This is a genomic window from Alloscardovia theropitheci (assembly GCF_004332295.1).
Lineage (GTDB): Bacteria > Actinomycetota > Actinomycetes > Actinomycetales > Bifidobacteriaceae > Alloscardovia > Alloscardovia theropitheci.
Map to the genome: position 1 here is coordinate 44262 of NZ_RXLP01000015.1, position 20298 is coordinate 64559.

Sequence of the window (20298 nt, forward strand, 5' to 3'; positions counted from 1 at the left end):
ACCAGCCTTCCCGTTGTTATTATCGCCCGTATCACTCTTAGACACGGCGCTGTGGTTGGCGTTCCGTGAGGAGAACTTTCTCGTGGACCAAGCCATAACACTAGCTATCATGCCATTTTTCTTTGACGAAGAACGATGCGTAATTCGTCGGGCAATGTAATTGACAGCGAAAGTAATGACAAATAAGACCAAACCAGTTGCAATCAAGGTTGATACACCCATAGAATCTGCTTCAGGGAATTGTGCTGCAATATTCGCGGCGATGGTCTGATTACGAGAAGCTGTGAAAATATGAATTCCGTATGTACTGCCTGGCGAAAGAATCATAAGCACTGCCATGGTCTCTCCCAGAGCACGGCCTAATCCAAGCATAGAAGCTGATACGAGTCCATTTGTACCAAATGGAAGTACCGCCAATTTAATCATTTCCCATTTAGTAGCACCTAGTGCAAGTGCTGCTTCTTGCTGAAGTAACGGAGTCTGCACAAAAATATCTCGCGCCATAGAAGTAATAATTGGCAAAATCATCACTGCAAGCACGATGGAAACTGTCGCTATGGTACGTGGAGGATTTGATACAGGACCTCCAAAAAGCGGAATCCATCCCAATACACTGTTAATTACTTTCCATACCGGATATGTATGTGGCACAAGCACAAAAGCACCCCATAAGCCATAAACAACCGATGGGATAGCTGCCAGAAGATCAACAATGTAACTTAGCACCGATGCCAGTCGTTTTGGCGCATAATGCGAAATGAACAACGCAATTCCAACAGCGACGAAGAAAGCAAGAAATAGCGCAAGTGCGGAGGCAAGAATCGTTCCAAAGATGAGTGGTCCGACAAAAACAAAGAAGTTTGTCGTGCTTCCACCGGTGAATGAAGAAATCGAATGCGCAGCAGCGTCACGATCACCAATAAAAACAGGGCTTGCTTGAATGAGTAAGAATACAGCTACAGCTGCGAGAACCGCGAGGATAAGCACGCCCGCACCTACTGCACACCATTTGAAAAGCTTATCAGCACTAAATTTCTTCATCATCGCACCTGCACATTCGTACTGTGCTGGGAAGCTTTATCTGAGCGTCCCTTAGCCTCTGAACCGCTGCTGGATTTACTATCCGAAGCACTAGTAATCGTTTTAACTGTCCTCAACATCTGATTGCGTAACGCTTTCGGCAATGGTGCTGCTCCTGCATTATCTTGAGCAATTATCTGTCCTGCATCGCTGAGTACATAGCTAAGCCACTGTTTTACAAACGTCGCATCTCGTTTATCCGGATAAACACGGCACGCCACATCATAGCTCACCAAGGCTATTGGGTATACCCCCTCTGATTGAGTTGCATAGTCCACATCAAGAACATAACGTCCTTGTTTGTGAGCATCTTTGTTCCACGTGGAGTTAGCAATTAATTCTGCTGTCGCATCTGGTGTAGGATCGACGTAATAGTCACCCACTTTGACAGCTACTGTTCCCAGGCCACTTGTTTGAGCGTAATCAGCATATCCGATTGTGCCTTGTGCCTGACCAATTGTCATCACAACGCCAGGAGTTCCCTTTGCGCCTTGGCCGATAGAATTTGGCCACGTTTCGCTTGGCTCGCTCGACCATTCATCGCCAGCTGCCTGATGCAAATACGTCTGGAAAGTTCTTGTAGTACCCGATTTATCCAAACGCCATACTGGAGTAATTTCTATATGCGGAAGTTTACTTGCAATTTCTGGATTCTCTTGCCGGATATCGTTATCATCCCACATCGTAATCGATCCATTAAAAATCTTCGCAATAGTGGTTGCTGATAGCTGTATGGCATTACCATTCAAACCATACTCTGAAAGATTATATGCTAATGCAATAGGGGAAACGTACGTCGGGATTTCAAAAGCATTATCGCCATTGCATACCGCTTGAGAAGCTTGTAATTGCGCTTGGCTAAGAGGAGCATCCGTACCCGCCCACGATACAGCACCTGTAAGAAAAGCATTAACACCTGCCCCCGAGCCTGATGGATCATAAGAGATAGAAATATGCGGTTGTGCTGAGCTATAGCCGACAATCCATGCATCTACTGCAGATTTTTGCGAAGAGGCTCCTGATGCCGCGAATTCGCCTGTAAGTGGTGTCAGTTTTTCTGAAGCCCATGTATTATGCGTTGAATCGTATGCTAATGCCGAGCTTGGGGTATTATCGCCGCATGCTGCCAAGCTAAAAATGCACGCACCTGCTACTACCGAGGCAATAAATGCACGCCAGGATTTGCTACGCACCTTCACAAGTGACTCATTTTGTGGTGTACCCTGTGTCATACATTGTGATGCACTCTCACGCATATAACCACAACGATACTGATGTTTGTGACGCATAACTTCTCTCAATACTCATTTTGAATGGGCACTAGTTATTTTACAGTAAGAAGCTGTCAAATCCATATTTATCGCGACATGAAACGATATAAAACGAGACAGTACGAAATAGAACGCAAAATTTGCGCATATTTTTAGCTTTTTAATGAAAAAATTTCTGTCACCTTATTTCTTTTCTTCATGCTGACAATTTATATCTCTTCACTAATGGCATAAATTCAACACTCCGGACACGCCTTGCAAAATATGGTTTAAGCAATTTTTTTGCGTTTCGCGTTTGAAAGACGCGGCTATTCACGTTATATTTGTGGAAGCCGGTGATTATCCTCTATTAACCCTCTTCTCTTGGAATCATCGGCTTTTTCATATTCTTTTATAGGTACATAGCTCATCCATAAACACGAATACTGCACATTTCAGATAGATTCAACCATTTAATATCACTAATATCATTGTTAGCGTTGCTATCATTGCTTGCCTATGTCAGATACCACTGGTCACCGAGTGGGTATTTTTTCTGCTGGACAACTATGTAACACCTTAAGCATGGCATTTTTCTCACTTGTTGTCACAGAAAGCTCATACTTAGCCTTGACGCCGATCTGACGTGCAACATAAGCGCAGTCATAACGAGTATTTTCAGGCAGCCATAAATCTGCCGACGCATCAGATTTCTCTTGATTCGCTGGACCATCTACAGCGAGAAGATTGTACATATCATTACCAAATAAACGCAATTTATCTGTTTTCCATTTATACGCGCCTGAATTCCATGCGTTACTCAATGCAACGACATGGTCGATCTGTACAGCAGCACTTGTTCTAACACCGCGCTTAAAACGTATCGTTTTACCTGTATACGGATCATTAAGTATCCCCGATACTACTTTGCACGAGCTTTTATTTTTGAATTTTACATCACTTAAATCACGCGCAAGAACATCTTCGCGTACATCGCAGCCATTGCCATCAGTATCAGTTTCCCTAAAGCCAAAATACTCTCGATTATAATTGCTCAAAGGCTTAGGATCATCGACAACAGCAAGAGTTTGTAATGTATCAGCTGCCTCTCCTGTAGCTGTATATCCACCCGTAGCACGATTAATTGAATCGCTTACTTGCGGAAGCATCCAGCCAATAAGAATCCCAAGAATAACAATTCCTAAGATAAGCAGCTTCCACTGTGAACTAATCCTTTTAATCTTTCGATTAATTTCAGTTTGATACCTGTCCTGTGACTGTTGTGACTGATTCTTTCGATGCGAATAATTTTTTCGAGGCATAACTCACCACACATGCATTCATCAGTAACTAACTGTACGAGAAAGTAGCCGGATCGTGTCCTGCACGGTTGGGAGTATCAAGAGAATCAATGAAGGCTATTTCTTCATCATTCAAAAACAGATTACTACTCGCTAAATTTTCAGCTAAACGCTCTTTATGCACTGATTTTGGAATGATAATAGTCCCTTTATGTAGATGCCATGCGAGAATTACTTGCGCAATTGTTGCATTGTGTTTCAATGCAATATCACGAAGAGTCTGCCCACCTGCGGTTAAATCAGCACCACGAGCCATTGGAGAGTATGCTTGAACGGCTATATCATGTCGCTTACAATAATCAACGACTTCGCGCTGCTGGAATGTTGGATGCAATTCAATTTGATTAACCGCTGGATATTCACCCACTTGTGCATATAAGCGGTCTAAATCGGTTGGCATAAAATTGCATACTCCAAGAGTTTTGACTACACCAGAGTCTCGTAACTGAGAAAATGCTTTCCATACACTATCACTGCGCCAATCAAAAGGTGTTGGCCAGTGAATCATATACATATCCACATACTCTGTCTTCAACAGTGCGATTTGCCTATCGAATGCACGCAATACGCTGTCATATCCTTGCTCAGAATCACGTAACTTTGTCGTTAACCAAATCTTGCGTCGATTTTCACCCGACGCATAACCCGCTTGGACTAGCCCTGTTCCTACGCCTTCCTCATTGCCATAGCCTGCTGCTGTATCAATGTGGCGATATCCTACTTCAATCGCATCTTCGACCACGCGAGTAACATCTGCATCATCAATGCGCAATACCCCCACCCCTATTTGTGGGATAGTATTTCCATCATTTAAAGTTACGTTCAAAGCTTCAATCATATTTTCAGATTAGCGGATATTGTCTAAAATCCCGCCCAAAATTTATATCACTGGCGTGTTATCCACAATTGTTCCACCGATACTACGCTGTTTACCAAAATCGTAAATTCTGGAATATATGCAAAAATGTGCTAATTATTATAACCCTATCTTTTGGGCACAGCAGGTCAATTTTATGTGCGGAAATCGTTATAATCATGCGCAGCACGTACCACTATGCCCAAAACTTTATAAAAAATTCGATACAGTCATCAACATGCAGAATCCACATGCAGATGACTGTCATCCTATCCTCGCATACAAAAAATCTACCCTACCAACTCCCTATACAGGTTGCTAGCAGGACAGATTTTATAAAATGTTCGTATACTAATCGCGAACTATGCAGCCAATGGAGCTACGTCCAAAGGAACACCAGGACCCATTGTAGAAGTCATGGTTACCTTAGTAATGTAGCGACCCTTAACAGTGGTTGGCTTCAAACGACGGATTTCGTCAGCTACTGCGCGGAAGTTCTCTTCGAGAGCTTCTTCAGTAAAGCTACGCTTACCAACGATAAAGCTCAAGTTACCGTGACGATCAACGCGGAATTCAATCTTACCGCCCTTGATGTCAGAAACAGCCTTAGCTACATCCATGGTTACGGTACCAGTCTTAGGGTTTGGCATCAAACCACGAGGACCAAGTACACGACCAAGACGACCAACCTGGCCCATCATATCTGGAGTTGCTACTACTGCATCGAAGTCAGTGTAACCCTTAGATACCTTCTCGATAAGCTCTGCATCGCCGACCTCATCAGCACCAGCTTCAAGAGCTGCTGTTGCCTGTGGACCACGTGCAAATACGATTACGCGTGCAGTCTTACCAGTGCCGTTTGGCAAGTTCACGGTACCGCGAACAAGCTGGTCAGCCTTACGTGGATCAACGTTGAGGTTGTATACAGCCTCAATGGTCTCATCGAAACCGCGCTCTGGCATGCTCTTGAGCAATGCAATAGCTTCAGATGCGGTATAGAGGTTTGAACGATCTACCTTCTCGGCAGCTTCGCGATACTTCTTAGAACGCTTTGTCATCTGCTTCTCCTTAGCAGTCGCAGTGTGGGCAAGCGTTTGCCCTTCTGCTTAGTGGATAATTATTAGTCAGTTACGGTGATACCCATAGAACGTGCGGTACCTTCGATGATCTTCATGCCAGCTTCGATATCACGAGCAGACAAATCAGCCATCTTAGTTTCAGCGATTTCGCGTACCTGCGCCTTGGTTACGGAACCAACCTTAGTGGTGAGTGGGTTACCTGCACCCTTATCCACGCCAGCTGCCTTGCGAAGAAGCTCTGCTGCTGGAGGAGTCTTCAAAACGAAGGTGAAGGAACGATCTTCGTATACAGTGATTTCTACTGGGATAATCTGACCGATCTTATCCTTTGTAGCATCGTTGTATGCCTTGGTGAAGTCCATGATGTTCACACCATGGGAACCCAATGCAGGACCCAGTGGTGGAGCAGGATTTGCCTTACCTGCAGCAATCTGCAGCTTAATGAGTGCTGAGACTTTCTTCTTAGGAGCCATTTTATGGTTCTTCTTTCTGTTAGCGGTTCAACGGAGTTCGCACAAATGCTCACCCCTCCCGCGATTTTTATCTATTACACCTTCTTGAGCACGCTTTCGCGCACCCAAAAAAGGCAAGCCTTACTATTATGCCTGATTTCCATGACAAATACAAATGTTCCGCACACTCAACGTGTACGGAACATCCTAAAATATTTTAATCGACTTGATTCAATAATTATTTTAATTAATCGATTTTTGCGACCTGATCGAAGCCAAGCTCCACAGGTGTGTCACGACCAAAGATAGAGACCAACACAGAAAGCTTCTGTGTAGCAGCGCTAACCTCAGAAATAACAGCTGGCATCGTAGCGAATGGACCATCGGTAACAGTTACTGACTCGCCTACTGCGAAGCTTACTTCAATCTTACGAGCCTTCTGACGAGCTGTGCTATCGCCAGAATTCTTCAAAGCTTCAGAGCGAATCATTGGCGCCATCATGGAAACAACTTCTTTGCGCGACAATGGTGCTGGTTCTCCACCGTTTCCTACGAAGCCTGTTACACCTTCAGTTTCGCGTACGATACGACGAGCATCCTCATCTGGCCACATACGAATAAGTACATAGCCTGGGATACGCACGCGGGTAACAATCTTCTTGCCCTTGTCTGTATGCTGCTCCACCTCTTCCATAGGCACTTCAACCTGGAAGATTTGGCTTTCAAGACCGTATGAAGAAACGCGTGATTCCACGTTCATCTTTACACGCTTCTCATAGCCAGAGTATGTGTGAAGTACATACCACTTACCTTCTAAGCCGCGCAGCGACTTTGAGAAATCCTTAACAGCCTTTTCGCCCGGATCGAGATCTTCTTCCATATCTTCAGCGACTTCTTCAGCTGTTTCAGTCTCGGAAGCTTGCTCAACTACTTCGGCAAGTGCATCCTGGCTTGGATCCGTTTCTTCAGAGTTCTTCTCTTCTACGGCATCAGCGACCACAACTGTTGGATCGTCTAATTCAACAGTTTCTTCTACTTGGTCTTCAAAATTGTCAGTCATAATTCCCTACTGGATTGCGCGAATAAATTCAGTATTATCGTAAAAAATATCGTAAAACGATTAGCCAAAGAGCGTAACCATCAAGCGGCCAAGACCGAAATCAAGGCTCGTGATGAATACCATAAGCAAGACTACGAAAATGAACACAGCAACAGACCAGCCGAGAAGTTCTTTACCAGAAGGTGCTACTACCTTTGACATTTCTTCGAAGGTCTGTCGAATGAACATACCAATGCGCAAGAAGATATTTGGCTTGCGAACTTTTACAGCCTTCTTATCCTCAGACTTCGCCATGTGCAATCCTTACTTAAATAAATGCTCGCAGTTCTTACTGCCCTAGCAGGGGCCGCGGGACTCGAACCCACAACCTACGGTTTTGGAGACCGTTGCGCTACCAATTGCGCCAGACCCCTAGGTGTACTTAAACATCGTACACAATCCATGGGATTGCCTTAATATTCTGACAAGAGCCATAGACTATGTGTCAATGCGTGGCGTCATCCGCCAAATGTTCAGTTTACCGTGGAATGTCGATTTAGTCTAATCATAACCAAATCGTTTCTTCCAAAGCTTTACACTTTTGCGTATCTCAGCCTCTTATTTGAGCCAATTTGCAAGCCTCGTCATCCCCTCGTTAAGATCATTATCTGCAAGGGCATACGAGAAACGAATATACCCAGGAGCGCTAAAACCTTCACCAGGAACCGCAGCTACATGCACTTCCTCTAGAATAAGTGCTGCGAGTTGTGCCGTGGTATCGCACACTGTGTCATTCTTACCCAGAGGCTTTCCAAGTAGCTGAGTGAAATCTGCGAATGCATAGAATGCCCCTGCCGGAATCGCACACGACACGCCCGGCATCGCGTTGAGCGCTTCAACTATTGCATGACGACGACGGTCAAACGCTTCACGCATTTGCTCAACCGCAGTGAGATCTCCCGAGACTGCCTCAAGCGCGGCGCGTTGAGGAACATTAGATACATTGGACGTTAAATGTCCCTGAAGTTTACCAGCAGCTTTTGCTACATCATGTGGGGCAATCATCCAGCCAACACGCCATCCAGTCATCGCGTAAGTCTTTGCAACGCCATTGAGAACGATAAGGCGGTCACGTACTCGCGGCACGAGTGAACCGATACGATCAGTTTGACGACCATCGTAAATCATGTGTTCATAAATTTCATCAGAGATAACCCATACATCATTGTCAATCGCCCATTGAGCAATTGCTTCGAGCGTCTCTGCAGACCACACGGCACCAGTTGGATTATTTGGCGAATTTACGATAATTGCCTTAGTTTTACTCGTTGCGGCAGCTTTAATCTGCTCAATCGTTGGTTCAAACTTTTGATCAGAACCAGCAAAAACTTCCACTGGTACGCCACCTGCAAGCTTAATTGTCTCAGGATAAGATACCCAGCATGGAGTTGGAACGATAACTTCATCGCCTTCGTCCAAAAGAATTTGGAAGCTCATAAATACAGCTTGCTTGCCACCATTGGTCACAACTACCTGATCAGCGTCTACAGAGTATCCGCTATCGCGCAAAGTCTTTTGTGCAATTGCTTCTCGTAGTTCTGGCAATCCCGGAGTCGCTGTATAACGATGATTTCTTGGATCACGTGCTGCATCTACTGCAGCTTCAACAATATTTTCCGGAGTTGGGAAATCAGGCTCGCCAGCCCCAAAGCCGATAATATCAACGCCACTGGCTTTTAAAGCTTTGGCTTTTAAATCAACTTCGAGAGTGGCGGATGGGGCTACATTATTGATGCGTGAACTCATTTTTGGCATAGCTTCATATTATTACATTCCATGAACTCAAATTATAAGAATCCTGCCGAGGCGTTAAAACGTGATTAAATAGTATGCTAACTATTCTTTATTTCTTCTTAACCTCGCTATTATTCATCATGGAAACCTCCATGATGCTTTTACTTCACTTGAAACTTGGTTCATTATCATTGGAATAGATGTCATCACGACCATACGATATCTCTATGTTTCTCTGCATCATCGCAATTAACCAATAATCATATGTGCTGCGAAGTTTGCTATACGCGATAAACCCTGCAGCACATTTATTTCTCCTTATCTGTGAATCTATAACGATATTCGAAGAAATAGCCCAATGCTATAAACAGCAGATAAATCATCATCCTTGACAAGTTCGTGTTATAGATAGATAAAAAGATCGTCGCAACTATCGGAGAGATTACCAAAATCCATGATCGATAATTATGAATTTTCCATGCTTTGCGAAGAGCAAATGCATATACTGTACAAGTCAGCACTATATAAAGGCCAATGCCCCATATCATTACTCCCCCACTTGTCGGTAGATTCGCGAAAATTGTGGTGAGGAAAGCACTATAAAGTATGAGTGTCATTTCTTTCTCCTCGATTTATTCATCCTTGAATTAATCATTTAGCTAATAAGTTTACTCTAGCATATTCTCACCGCCTAAATATGAATATGCAATATTCACGATGATCATTCAGCACGTGTACCAAGGAGAACTAAATCATCTCGATGGATGACTGGGCGAGCAAATTCACTTCCGAGGAAGCGTTCAATTTGTTCGGTATTTTTTCCAGCCAACGATACGATATCATCCGAATCAAATGCACAAATTCCACGAGCGATTTTAGTCCCGTCAGCACTTTCTACCCACACAGGAGCTCCAGCAGAGAAATCACCTTCAGCCCCCAAAGTACCTACGGCGAGCAGACTCGGCTTACCCGTTTTAATAGCTTCCACAGCTCCATCATCGATAACAATACTCCCTTGCGGATGCGAAGCGTATGCAATCCACAAACGCCGCCTCGACCCGCGAGCGCGAATCGGCGAAAATGCAGTTCCTACAGCATCCCCCATCAGCGCAGGGCCCGCATTTGCAGCAGACGTCAAAAGACACGGTACTCCCGATGCTGTAGCGATTCGAACAGCATCAACTTTAGTGATCATTCCACCCGTTCCTACAGACGACCCTGTCCCAGAGATTGTAGAATCATCTATCTGTTCAATCGCATTTTCTACAAATGAAATACGGCGTGCTCGCGGGTCGCTTGGTGGAGCCGTATACAGGCTCTCTACGTCTGAAAGCAAGACTAGTGCATCCGCTTCGACGATATTTGCAACGAGTGCGCTCAAATGATCGTTATCACCAAATTTTACTTCACTAGTAACTAACGTGTCATTTTCATTGATAATAGGCACAGCCCCAAGCTCTAACAGACGGTTGATAGTATTGCGCACGTTACGGTATCGAGATGTGCGCATGGTATCTTGTGCTGACATGAGCACTTGCCCAACTCGCTTACCATATCGAGCAAACGACTTTTCATATTGAGCCATAAGTAAGCCCTGACCGACTGCAGCAGCCGCTTGGCGAGACACAGAATCATCTGGGCGACTTGTAAAGCCTAGCGGTTTAAGCCCTGCAGCTACCGAGCCCGATGACACAAGAACTATACGCGCACCTAACTCTAGTGCAGAAGCCAAAGATGAGACAAGATGGTTGAGCTTATCGACATCAAGCATTCCTTGCATCGAGGTAAGGGAGCTGGATCCGACCTTTACTACGATTGTACGAGCCTGCATAATGCGATTGCGTGTTTGTTCTTCATTCATGTGCATGCTTGTACATCGCTTTCTTGGGATTATTGAACCACAGATATATCTCTGAATTAGCTAGAAGCATAGTAACCATTGAATGCTCACAACACCTCAGAGCGCTCACAGTACATCAGGACGCTCACAGCACCTATGAACGCACACAGTACTTCGTTAGACCTACCAACTAGCTAGGGTGAACTACTTTACTCTTCCTCAGAGTGGCCTTCATCAAAGCCTTTCAGGAAGTCTTGCGCTCCTTCAGGATCATCTACTCGAGCTGGATCAGCCCAGTGTCCAGCTTGACGCTCGGCAGCCATTGCAGCACGCACTGCCGCCTTAGCATCCATCCACTCGTGATATTGACGACGACGTTCAGTATTTGTACGCCTACGGTTAAGACCTTGAGCTTCTTCCAAACGTAAATCATGACCACGCTGAGCATGCGGGTCGCCGTCGAGCATCTCCGCACCCGCTTGGACAGTTGGATCCCAGTCAAATGCTACTGCATCATCGCCACGACCTATGCGTACTTCATCACCTACATGGGCGCCTTTAGCGCGCAGAGCATCCTCAACTCCTAATCGAGCTAGTCTATCTGCAAGATAGCCGACAGCCTCTTCATTATCAAAATTAGTCTGGCGCACCCAGCGTTCAGGCTTATTTCCGGTGACAGTAAACCAGAAATTACCATCGTTATCTTGTTCACGTTCAATCTCAAAATCAAATCCGAGACCGACTGCCTTCGGATTGCGACGCTTCTTTTCCAAAGGACGAATAACAACTCGTTCTTCTTCAAGCTCAGCCATAGCTTCCTGAACGCGTTCTCGCATCTTATCTACGAGCTCACTCAATGCGTAGGTAAGCTGTTTAAGGCCCTCATGCGTTGCTGTGGAGATGATAAATACGCGATGTCCCATCTTTTCAAACTCAGGCTTCACGAATTCAGCAAGCTCTTTTGCTTCAGGGATGTCAGCTTTATTAAGAATTATGACGCGAGGGCGCTCGTTTATCGCAATTGCACCCAGCGGAACATCCAACTGCTGAGCATACTGGGCTAATTCGTTTTCAAGAGCATGGTAATCAGCTATAGGATCTCTGTCTGGCTCGAGTGTAGCACAGTCGATCACATGCGCAATAACTTCAGTTCGTTCGATATGACGTAAGAACTCAAGACCCAAACCCTTACCCTGAGCTGCACCTGGGATAAGGCCAGGTACATCAGCGATAGTAAATCGTTTATCTCCTGTATCAACAACGCCAAGATTTGGCACGAGCGTAGTAAAAGGATAATCTGCAATCTTTGGTCGAGCAGCTGACATCGTGGCAACGAGCGAAGACTTTCCAGCACTTGGATACCCTACCAGTGCTACATCTGCAATAGATTTGAGTTCAAAAATTACGTCGCGTTCTTCGCCCGGCTCTCCCAAAAGAGCAAATCCCGGAGCTTTGCGGTTTTTATTCGCAAGTGAACGGTTTCCAAGACCACCTGCACCGCCTTGCGCTACAACAAAACGGTCTCCTGGATGACTAAGATCTGCGAGAACCTCGCCATTCTTATATTTGGCACCACTTACCACAGTATCGCCGGCAGGCTGAGTACTGGTTGAAGCATCCTTGACTTTACGAGAGGAGAAAATAACAGTTCCTACTGGGACCGGCAAAATTAGATCTTCGCCTTGAGAACCATCTTTATCATCGCCTTTACCCATAGTTCCATTAGGAGCCGTGCGATGAGGCATGAAACGATAATCGAGTAATGACGTAGCATTCGTATCCGCGACGACTATAACGCTGCCGCCATCGCCACCATCACCACCATCTGGGCCTGCTAATGGCTTGTATTTTTCACGTCTAATCGATGCAGCACCATTGCCACCATCACCACCCTTTACATGGACGGTTACGCGATCTACGAAGTCACTCATTTTTAATTCCTTATAAGCTATTTACAAATTTTGCAGATGCCGTAGTACGTCATCTCTGCCGTGAGGCACATAACGTTTTGAAATACATGAGACATATTTTGCCAGCTATGCCTTAATCTTAGCGTATCTGCGGTTTATTCATTTATCTTCTGATAGCAATTTTACGCTACTATCGTTAGCCTATCGAAAAGATTTTCGTATAGAGCAATCTATATTGCATTGAAATTGCATGAATAGTATGCATTATCCCGGCAGTATTACCTCAGAAATTACCGTTACTGTATAAGTATCGCTAATAGAATTCAATAAGAAAAGCCGCGCTCAAAAGGGCGCGGCTCTCATAAGTTTCCTGAGAACTACTCAGAAATAACGTCTACAACCTTGCGATCGCGACGAACACCGAACTTTACAGTGCCATCTACGAGTGCGAAGAGGGTGTGATCCTTACCGAGACCAACATTCTCACCTGCATGGAACTTAGTTCCGCGCTGACGAACGATAATGTTGCCTGCTACTACTGCTTCGCCGCCGAACTTCTTAACGCCCAGGTACTGTGGGTTCGAATCGCGACCGTTACGGGTACTTGCCGCACCTTTCTTATGTGCCATGACATATTCCTTTCGAAAGTGTAATAAGCTATCCGACGCTGTTAAGCGATAGATGTTACCTTAAGAACAGTCAACTTCTGGCGGTGACCCTTACGACGTGCTACACCAGTCTTGTTCTTGTACTTCTGGATGCTAATCTTTGGTCCCTTAGCTTCGTCATCGACAACTTCTGCCTTTACAGACATCTTTGCCAAATCCTTAGCTGCGAGAGTTACCTTGGAACCATCAACTACGAGTGCAACAGGGAACTCTACGGTATCGCCCTTCTTTGCATCAAGACGGTTGACGGTAAATTCGTCGCCTACCTCGACCTTTTCCTGGTGGCCGCCGGCTTTAACAATAGCGTACATGTTCTTACCTTTGCCTCTTAAAAGCTTTACGTTCTATCTTCTAAATCTCGCCTAGAGTATAGGTATACATCTGGGCTGTTCATAAGACACCAACAATCTAATATATTACATGGCTTGACATACGTCAAATCATGCAACACACAGGAACTATCACTTTACTGTGTCCATTGGACTGATTACTGCTTATTTGCTGAGCGTGTCAGTTTTGTCTGCCATATGTATCAAGGAAACCGCACATTGGCTCCCTCATATACAAGCTCGCGCAGAAATTTATATATAACTTTCCCATACTAGTTCGTGCAGATTTATATGCACGCTTACGTATAAATCTGCACGAACCGCCTTATAAAAGTTCTTACGAGCTATTTAGGAGTTTGACTCTGCGTTTTCCGCAGCTGATGAAGCTTGTGCTGCATCATCGAAAGATGCAACAGCTTGTACTTCAACTCCATCTTTTCCAGTCGTAGTGACTGCTGCTGTTTCCACAACTTCCGCAGTACTACTATCCTCATACGCGACTGCTGCAGTTTTTACAACCGGCACAGTTTCTACTACGGATCCATCTTCTGAGTTGCTGCTACGTAACTTATCGCTACTCGAATCATTACCGCTCGAACTAGAATTTGCACCTGCTGCAGCAATCGCGGCCATGGAGTGCTTTACGGCGTCAGTTGTTCCTGGGTTATCTTCGCGGTTATTTCCCTCTTTATACGATTTCCCAGAAGAATAATTATTATTTGAATAATTATTAGCCGAGTGACCATTAAACGTATGCTTATTCGTCTTAACGAATGGGTCGCCGCCCTTAACAGCATACGGATCATCGTATTGTGCTGAAACAGTTGGTTCATCGTGCAAAATAAATCCACGACCGCCACATGTTGGACATTCCTCAGAGAAAGCTTCTACGAGACCTTGCCCCACACGCTTACGGGTCATCTGCACGAGCCCAAGTGATGTAACCTCAGCAACCTGATGCTTCGTACGATCGCGCGACAAGCATTCAACCAATCTACGCAAAACCAAATCTCGGTTGGCTGGCATAACCATATCTACAAAGTCAATCATGACCATACCACCGATATCACGCAAACGAAGCTGACGAACGACTTCTTCTGCCGCTTCAAGATTGCATCGAGTTACGGTCTCTTCCAAAGATTTACCCTTACCAATGAAACGACCGGTATTAACATCAATCGTTGTCATTGCTTCAGTACGATCGATAACGAGAGAGCCGCCTGAAGGAAGATAGACTTGACGTTCCATTCCCTTGCGCAGCTGGCTGTCAATTTGCCAACGATCAAATACGTCCTTACCGCGATGTTCAGCAGGATCCCAGCGTTCCACTCGATCAAGCAAATCCGGAGCAGCAGACTCGATATATTCGCGAATACGTTCGTACACGCCCTCGCCTTCTACAACGAGCTTCTTAAAGTCATCGTTGAAGATATCGCGAATCACTCGAATAACTACATCTGGTTCTCCCTGAAGCAAATGAGGCTTCTTTGAATTCTTATATTCTTCAAGCTGAGCAGAAATATGCGTCCACTGGTTCTTAAGATGTTCAAGATCTTTAATAATTGCTTCTTCCGATGCTCCCTCAGCAGCAGTTCGGATGATAACACCCATCTCTTCAGGAGCTACCTTAGAAACTATGGACTTCAAACGTGCACGTTCACGCTCTGGAAGTTTACGGCTTACACCTGTCATGCCACCAGATGGGACGAGCACTAAGAAGCGTCCAGCTAATGTAACTTGGCTGGTTAGGCGAGCACCCTTATGACCGATAGGATCCTTTGTTACCTGTACGAGAACCGGGTCGCCAGATTGGAATGCATGTTCCATACGGCGAGGTTGACCCTCTAATCGAGTCGTATCCCAATTGACTTCGCCCGCATACAAAACACCGTTTCGCATCTGCCCGATATCAACGAATGCTGCTTCCATACTTGGCAGTACGTTTTGGACACGACCCTGGTAGATATTACCGACCGCTGATACTTCTGCGATATCAGAAATATAATGTTCTACGAGCACATCATCTTCAATAACCGATACTTGCGTATGACTTCCTCGTTCGCGTACAACCATAATGCGATTGACTACTTCACGACGCGCCAAGAAATCTTGTTCTGTGATAAGCGCTGCCTGTCGGTTGCGATCTCGTCGATTATCGCGACGTCGCTGACGTTTTGCCTCAAGACGAGTTGAACCAGCAATATCAGTAATTTCATCAATATACTGCTGCTTACGCGAGCGCGTTGGCGTATCCTCGCGAGAACTATTCTCAGCAGTATTTGTTTGGTCTTGATCGTCTTCTGCATTCTTAGAATGACGACGGCGACGACGACGAGTAGTAAATTCCTCATCATTATCATCGTCGTTCATAATGGATTTACGTGAACGACGAGAACGACGGCTCATACGCTCGGTTTGCTCAGAGTTCTCATCGTGCGGCGCCTGAGAGTTAGTCTCATTATCGAAGTCTTCATCTACTTCGATTGGTTCATATGAGATATCATCAAACTCTATATCATTTTCGATGAGCTCTACTTCTGCAGCCGCGCGACGCTCTTGCGCATTCAAACGACGAGAACGGCGAGATCTGCTGTCTTCTTCGTAATCGTCATAAGGATTACCATCCTTTGAAGGCTGGTCAAAGCGATTGTCTCGATCTGTTCGCGAAAGTTTTTCTGAATTCTTGTCGCGCTCTCGGTTTTCGCTGCGGTCGGTACGATTCTTACGTCCACGTCGTACACGACGTGAATTGTTTTCCTGTGAGGATTCTTCCGCATAATCCGTGTTATCCGAGTCGGAGAGTTCCTCACTTCGACGGCTACGCTCAGTTTCGTCAAGTGCTTGGGAAATGCTATCAAGGACATCATTATTCCTTGATTTTTCTCCACGTGTACGGCGTGAACGACGAGTAGGACGCTCATCGTCATTATCATTTTCGCTATAACGAGATGTCGTATTTTCTGCTCGCTGTGGGATAACTGGCGCTTGGAAGAGCAAACTCATCATAGGGTTTGCCCGTGTACCAAATTGCTCCGAGCTCTGAGCAGTATCGTGAGTGGAGTCAGACGAAGAAAACTCGAGCATCTGGCTTACAGCTGAGCGAGCACGGCGTGTACGACTTGCTTCTGACTCTGCCGGCATACTGTCGTTTGCTTGACCACGTGCATTGTTATCACTCTGGTCATTATGCGATGAATTATCATTCGTCGATGCTGCTGAACGATTTGATCGACGAGCACGCATTGAAAACTCCGTGTCATCACTTACACGCGAAATCACACGACGACGAGAACGTGTCTGCGTCTGCGTATCTTGCTGTTCACCTTGCTGCGAATCAGAGTCTGACTCTGGCTGTATCTGCGATTGCGTGTCTGATTGTGATTGCGCTCTTGACTCGTTATTAGAATCAGATTCTTCAGAAGCATTAATCTGTCGACGACGGCTTCGAATATTACGCGTTTTAACGGAAGAAGAGTTACTTCTCTCGCCCGCGTCCTTTTCATCGCGCACCAGATCTCTGTCTTCACGAGCTTTATCGTTATTTTCGTCTGCGACAGCAATACCTTTATCAACGAATAGTTCATCTGCTATGCGCTTAGCGCGTGCACTGCGACTATAGCCCACTGCTGTTTCTTGAGCAGATGTTTCTCGAGCTGGTACTTCTTGAGCAGATGTTTCTCGAGTAGATTCTTTTAGGCTATCGTGAGTAACGTTGCCGCCCTCATTCTTATTGAGAGCTTTTCGAGGATTTCTGCGAGAACTCACTTGCACAGTATTTGTGTCATTCTTATCTTCGTTTCCCACGTCTAGATTAGTTCGCTTCGAACGAGCAGCACGGATTGCCTGAGCACGTTCATGAATACCCTGAGCTTCGCGTGGCGACTCATGATTTTCAGATTCTTGTGCCACGGATGGCTGAATAGAATTCGAGTTTTCAGATACAACTTCTGTAACTTCTATGGTCTTTGCCCCAGCTGCGCGAACTACACGATGAGTACCTTTATTCGTACGAGGTCCAAGTGCTGGCGGCTCTTGATTTATGCGGTTAGACACTGATGTCTCCAGTCAAGCAGCTGCGCCTGCTTTTCACGTCATGCATATAAACACAGCATACGCTTAAAAATACGTATGACGTGTTTATACACGGTTAAAAGTCTGTCTACACTACGCGGACGCCGGCGCTTGCTTTCAGGTGCATGTCTCTCATAGCAAGGGGATCAACGCATAGTTTTTGATGATTACGCAGAATCATCTTCATCAGTTTATCACAAGATTATCTATAGTTATTCTCTGCGGTATATTTCACACCAGTACTTGTGCCCATGTACACACTGTTATCTGATGTTGTTTCCCAGATGGCACCACAAAAAACTAGTATTTCTCAAGCCTTCACTTATTCATAATCTCTTAGTAACGTGACTTGCAGAAATTCAAAACACATAAACTAGAACTTTCCTAATAACCACTCACGGAGCAGATACGTATAGTCCTCGACAGCTTGTAAAGCAATTTGTTCATCAGATTTATGTGCTAGTAGTGGATTGCCCGCGCCCAGATTTACAGCTGGAATATTCAAATCACTGAAACGCGCTACATCAGTCCAACCAAATTTCGCAGTTGGATTCTTACCTGTTTTTTTGTGAACGAGTTGAACCAAAGACTGCCCGAACTCACTTGTTAGCCCCGGTCGAGCTCCAGAAGATTCATCTTTCATCTCGATATCATAACCTTCAAAAAGCCCACCATCGGCTCTCATGATTCCTTTATTCACACCACTTGTACTGGCACAGCTTTCTCCCATAAGGAGTCGCTTTGCTTCTTCTATAGTTTTGTCAGGCGCGAAACGATAGTTGATATGAATTCGGCATTCTTGAGGAATGATATTTGTTCCTTCTCCACCAGAAATCATAGTTGCATTAAGGCCTTCTCTAAAATCTAATCCGTCCACATTAATCGTAGCTGGTTGGTAACTATCAAGCACAGTAAGCACGTGCGCAGCATGGTGAATCGCATTATCTCCCATCCATGCGCGGGCAGAGTGCGCTGCAACTCCATGCAATACTATGTCAAATCTCATAGTTCCATTGCAGCCACCCTCAATCAGACCATTTGTCGGTTCTCCAATAATCGCAAAATCGCCGCGAATCCAATCAGGATGCTTGGCTACAACGCGTCCCAATCCATTCTTTTCAGCCTGTACTTCTTCATGATCATAAAAAACATACGTAATATCTACCGCTGTTTTTTCTGCGCAATCAATTTCACGCGCAAGATATAGAAATGCCGCATCACTAGCTTTCATATCCGTCGCTCCGCGCCCATACACTACATCCGACTGTGGGTAGGATTGGGCGATATCAGCACGAATACGTTCATCACCAGAACTGAGCAAAAGCGGTGGAAAATTGTCGATTACGGGGACGACATCAATATGTCCCGCCAGAATCACCCGTTGACTCTTTCCAAAATTGGTTGAGGCCACAACTGTATCACCGTATCGGCGAACTTCAAGATGCTTTGACTCGAGAAGATATTTTTCTACCGCATCTGCAAGCTCTGTCTCGCTGTCTGAGACAGAGTACACGTTCATAATAGCGTTAAAAATTTCTGTAACTGTTGTGCCCAATTCATTAGTCATATTTCATATCGTAGACTATTGGGGACACCAAGGCTTAGTTCGTGGCAGTATATGAGTATGGGTTTATTAAGCGCACTTCAAGGTTTTGCAGTTATCGGCATAGTTATTGCTGTCGGATATATAGCAGCACGCTTGAAGATCGGCGGTTCTCAAGCCCAGTATGTCTTAAATAGAATCAGCTTTTTCGTATCAAGCCCATGTTTAATGTTTGCGATTTTGTCGAGAGAAGATCTTAAGAGCATTTTTTCTTCTACAATTGTCGTCGCATTCTTTTCTGCAGCGCTTGTAGGCATAATATTTCTTCTTCTTAATAGGTTCTTCTTTAAACTCAAACCAGCTGAAGCTACTATCGGAGCGCTTAATAGCTTGTATCTCAATTCAAATAATATCGGCCTTCCTGTGGCCACATATATTGTTGGAAATCCCGCACTTGTTGCACCTATTCTGGTTATGCAGCAAGCATTATTCACCCCGATAGCTCTGACAGTTTTAGATTTGCAAACGAGCGGAAAATTCTCCATAAAACGCGTGGCTATGCAGCCTCTTCATCAACCTCTTTTGATTGGCTCTATAACAGGAATTATCGTCTCGTGGATTTCTACAGCAACCGGACAATTCATCGTCCCCCAGTGGATTTTTGATCCTATTAATATGATTGGTAACTCTGCCGTCCCTCTTATTCTTATGGCTTTTGGTATGAGCCTTTATGGGACTAAACCGCTGCAAAAGGGTGCTAATATTCCTGCCGTTGCTACCGTCACTGTGCTTAAAAATCTCGTCATGCCGCTTATCGCTTTTATCATCGCATATTTTATGGGCTTTCGCGGAGCGACTTTATATGGTTGCGTTATTTTGGCAGCCTTGCCAACTGGGCAAAATGTTTACAATTATGCAGCTCGATATAATACGGGAACGAGTTTTGCGCGTGACGGCACGTTATTTAGCACCGTCACATCACCTATTTTCATTTCTCTCATCGCATTGATCTTTACACATTAACGC

General features: G+C 45.1%; 15 protein-coding genes, 1 tRNA gene and 1 pseudogene. 1 reads left to right on the plus strand and 16 read right to left on the minus strand.

Features of this window, described 5'->3' with window-relative positions; genetic code table 11:
• Positions 1 to 123 precede the first annotated feature (123 nt).
• The 16 genes and pseudogenes from pstC to dapE form a co-directional block, all read right to left on the minus strand.
• Positions 124 to 1041 (minus strand): annotated as a pseudogene (pstC, locus tag EJ419_RS03195) (phosphate ABC transporter permease subunit PstC); the annotation flags it as partial.
• Positions 1041 to 2312, minus strand: coding sequence for a phosphate ABC transporter substrate-binding protein PstS (locus EJ419_RS03200; RefSeq protein ID WP_131283555.1), 1272 nt, complete (start codon positions 2310 to 2312; stop codon positions 1041 to 1043). The pseudogene pstC and the gene EJ419_RS03200, both read right to left, overlap by 1 nt.
• 554 nt (positions 2313 to 2866) lie before the next feature.
• Positions 2867 to 3652, minus strand: a complete 786-nt coding sequence (locus EJ419_RS03205) for an HNH endonuclease family protein (protein ID WP_131283557.1) — start codon at positions 3650 to 3652, stop codon at positions 2867 to 2869.
• A 28-nt stretch (positions 3653 to 3680) separates the two neighbouring features.
• Positions 3681 to 4529: an aldo/keto reductase gene (locus EJ419_RS03210; RefSeq protein WP_131283559.1), complete on the minus strand. Its 849-nt coding sequence runs from the start codon at positions 4527 to 4529 to the stop codon at positions 3681 to 3683.
• A gap of 380 nt (positions 4530 to 4909) precedes the next feature.
• The gene (rplA, locus tag EJ419_RS03215) at positions 4910 to 5605 is read right to left on the minus strand and encodes a 50S ribosomal protein L1 (RefSeq protein ID WP_131283561.1); all 696 of its coding nucleotides are present in this window, start codon (positions 5603 to 5605) and stop codon (positions 4910 to 4912) included.
• 62 nt (positions 5606 to 5667) lie between these two features.
• Positions 5668 to 6099: a 50S ribosomal protein L11 gene (rplK, locus tag EJ419_RS03220; protein WP_018143356.1), complete on the minus strand. Its 432-nt coding sequence runs from the start codon at positions 6097 to 6099 to the stop codon at positions 5668 to 5670.
• Between the two features lie 226 nt (positions 6100 to 6325).
• Positions 6326 to 7138, minus strand: coding sequence for a transcription termination/antitermination protein NusG (gene nusG, locus EJ419_RS03225; RefSeq protein WP_131283563.1), 813 nt, complete (start codon positions 7136 to 7138; stop codon positions 6326 to 6328).
• 60 nt (positions 7139 to 7198) lie between these two features.
• Positions 7199 to 7432 carry a preprotein translocase subunit SecE gene (gene secE, locus EJ419_RS03230; RefSeq protein ID WP_131283565.1) on the minus strand — a complete coding sequence of 78 codons (234 nt, stop codon included), beginning with the start codon at positions 7430 to 7432 and terminating at the stop codon, positions 7199 to 7201.
• A gap of 46 nt (positions 7433 to 7478) precedes the next feature.
• A tRNA-Trp gene (locus tag EJ419_RS03235) sits at positions 7479 to 7551 on the minus strand.
• Positions 7552 to 7735: 184 nt separating this feature from the next.
• On the minus strand, positions 7736 to 8932 hold the full coding sequence (locus EJ419_RS03240; protein ID WP_131283567.1) for a pyridoxal phosphate-dependent aminotransferase: 1197 nt from the start codon (positions 8930 to 8932) through the stop codon (positions 7736 to 7738).
• A 700-nt stretch (positions 8933 to 9632) separates the two neighbouring features.
• On the minus strand, positions 9633 to 10778 hold the full coding sequence (gene proB / locus EJ419_RS03245) for a glutamate 5-kinase (RefSeq protein WP_420836906.1): 1146 nt from the start codon (positions 10776 to 10778) through the stop codon (positions 9633 to 9635).
• Between the two features lie 182 nt (positions 10779 to 10960).
• On the minus strand, positions 10961 to 12682 hold the full coding sequence (gene obgE, locus EJ419_RS03250) for a GTPase ObgE (RefSeq protein WP_131283571.1): 1722 nt from the start codon (positions 12680 to 12682) through the stop codon (positions 10961 to 10963).
• A gap of 356 nt (positions 12683 to 13038) precedes the next feature.
• Entirely contained in the window at positions 13039 to 13290 is a 252-nt protein-coding gene (rpmA, locus tag EJ419_RS03255; protein ID WP_131283573.1) for a 50S ribosomal protein L27, read from the minus strand.
• A gap of 41 nt (positions 13291 to 13331) precedes the next feature.
• Positions 13332 to 13640, minus strand: coding sequence for a 50S ribosomal protein L21 (gene rplU / locus EJ419_RS03260; RefSeq protein WP_131283575.1), 309 nt, complete (start codon positions 13638 to 13640; stop codon positions 13332 to 13334).
• 366 nt (positions 13641 to 14006) lie between these two features.
• Positions 14007 to 17219, minus strand: a complete 3213-nt coding sequence (locus tag EJ419_RS03265; RefSeq protein ID WP_420836908.1) for an Rne/Rng family ribonuclease — start codon at positions 17217 to 17219, stop codon at positions 14007 to 14009.
• 883 nt (positions 17220 to 18102) lie between these two features.
• The gene (dapE, locus tag EJ419_RS03270) at positions 18103 to 19296 is read right to left on the minus strand and encodes a succinyl-diaminopimelate desuccinylase (RefSeq protein ID WP_131283577.1); all 1194 of its coding nucleotides are present in this window, start codon (positions 19294 to 19296) and stop codon (positions 18103 to 18105) included.
• A 57-nt stretch (positions 19297 to 19353) separates the two neighbouring features.
• Here dapE and EJ419_RS03275 point away from each other — a divergent pair, with 57 nt between their 5' ends.
• On the plus strand, positions 19354 to 20295 hold the full coding sequence (locus EJ419_RS03275; protein ID WP_131283579.1) for an AEC family transporter: 942 nt from the start codon (positions 19354 to 19356) through the stop codon (positions 20293 to 20295).
• Positions 20296 to 20298: the final 3 nt, after the last annotated feature.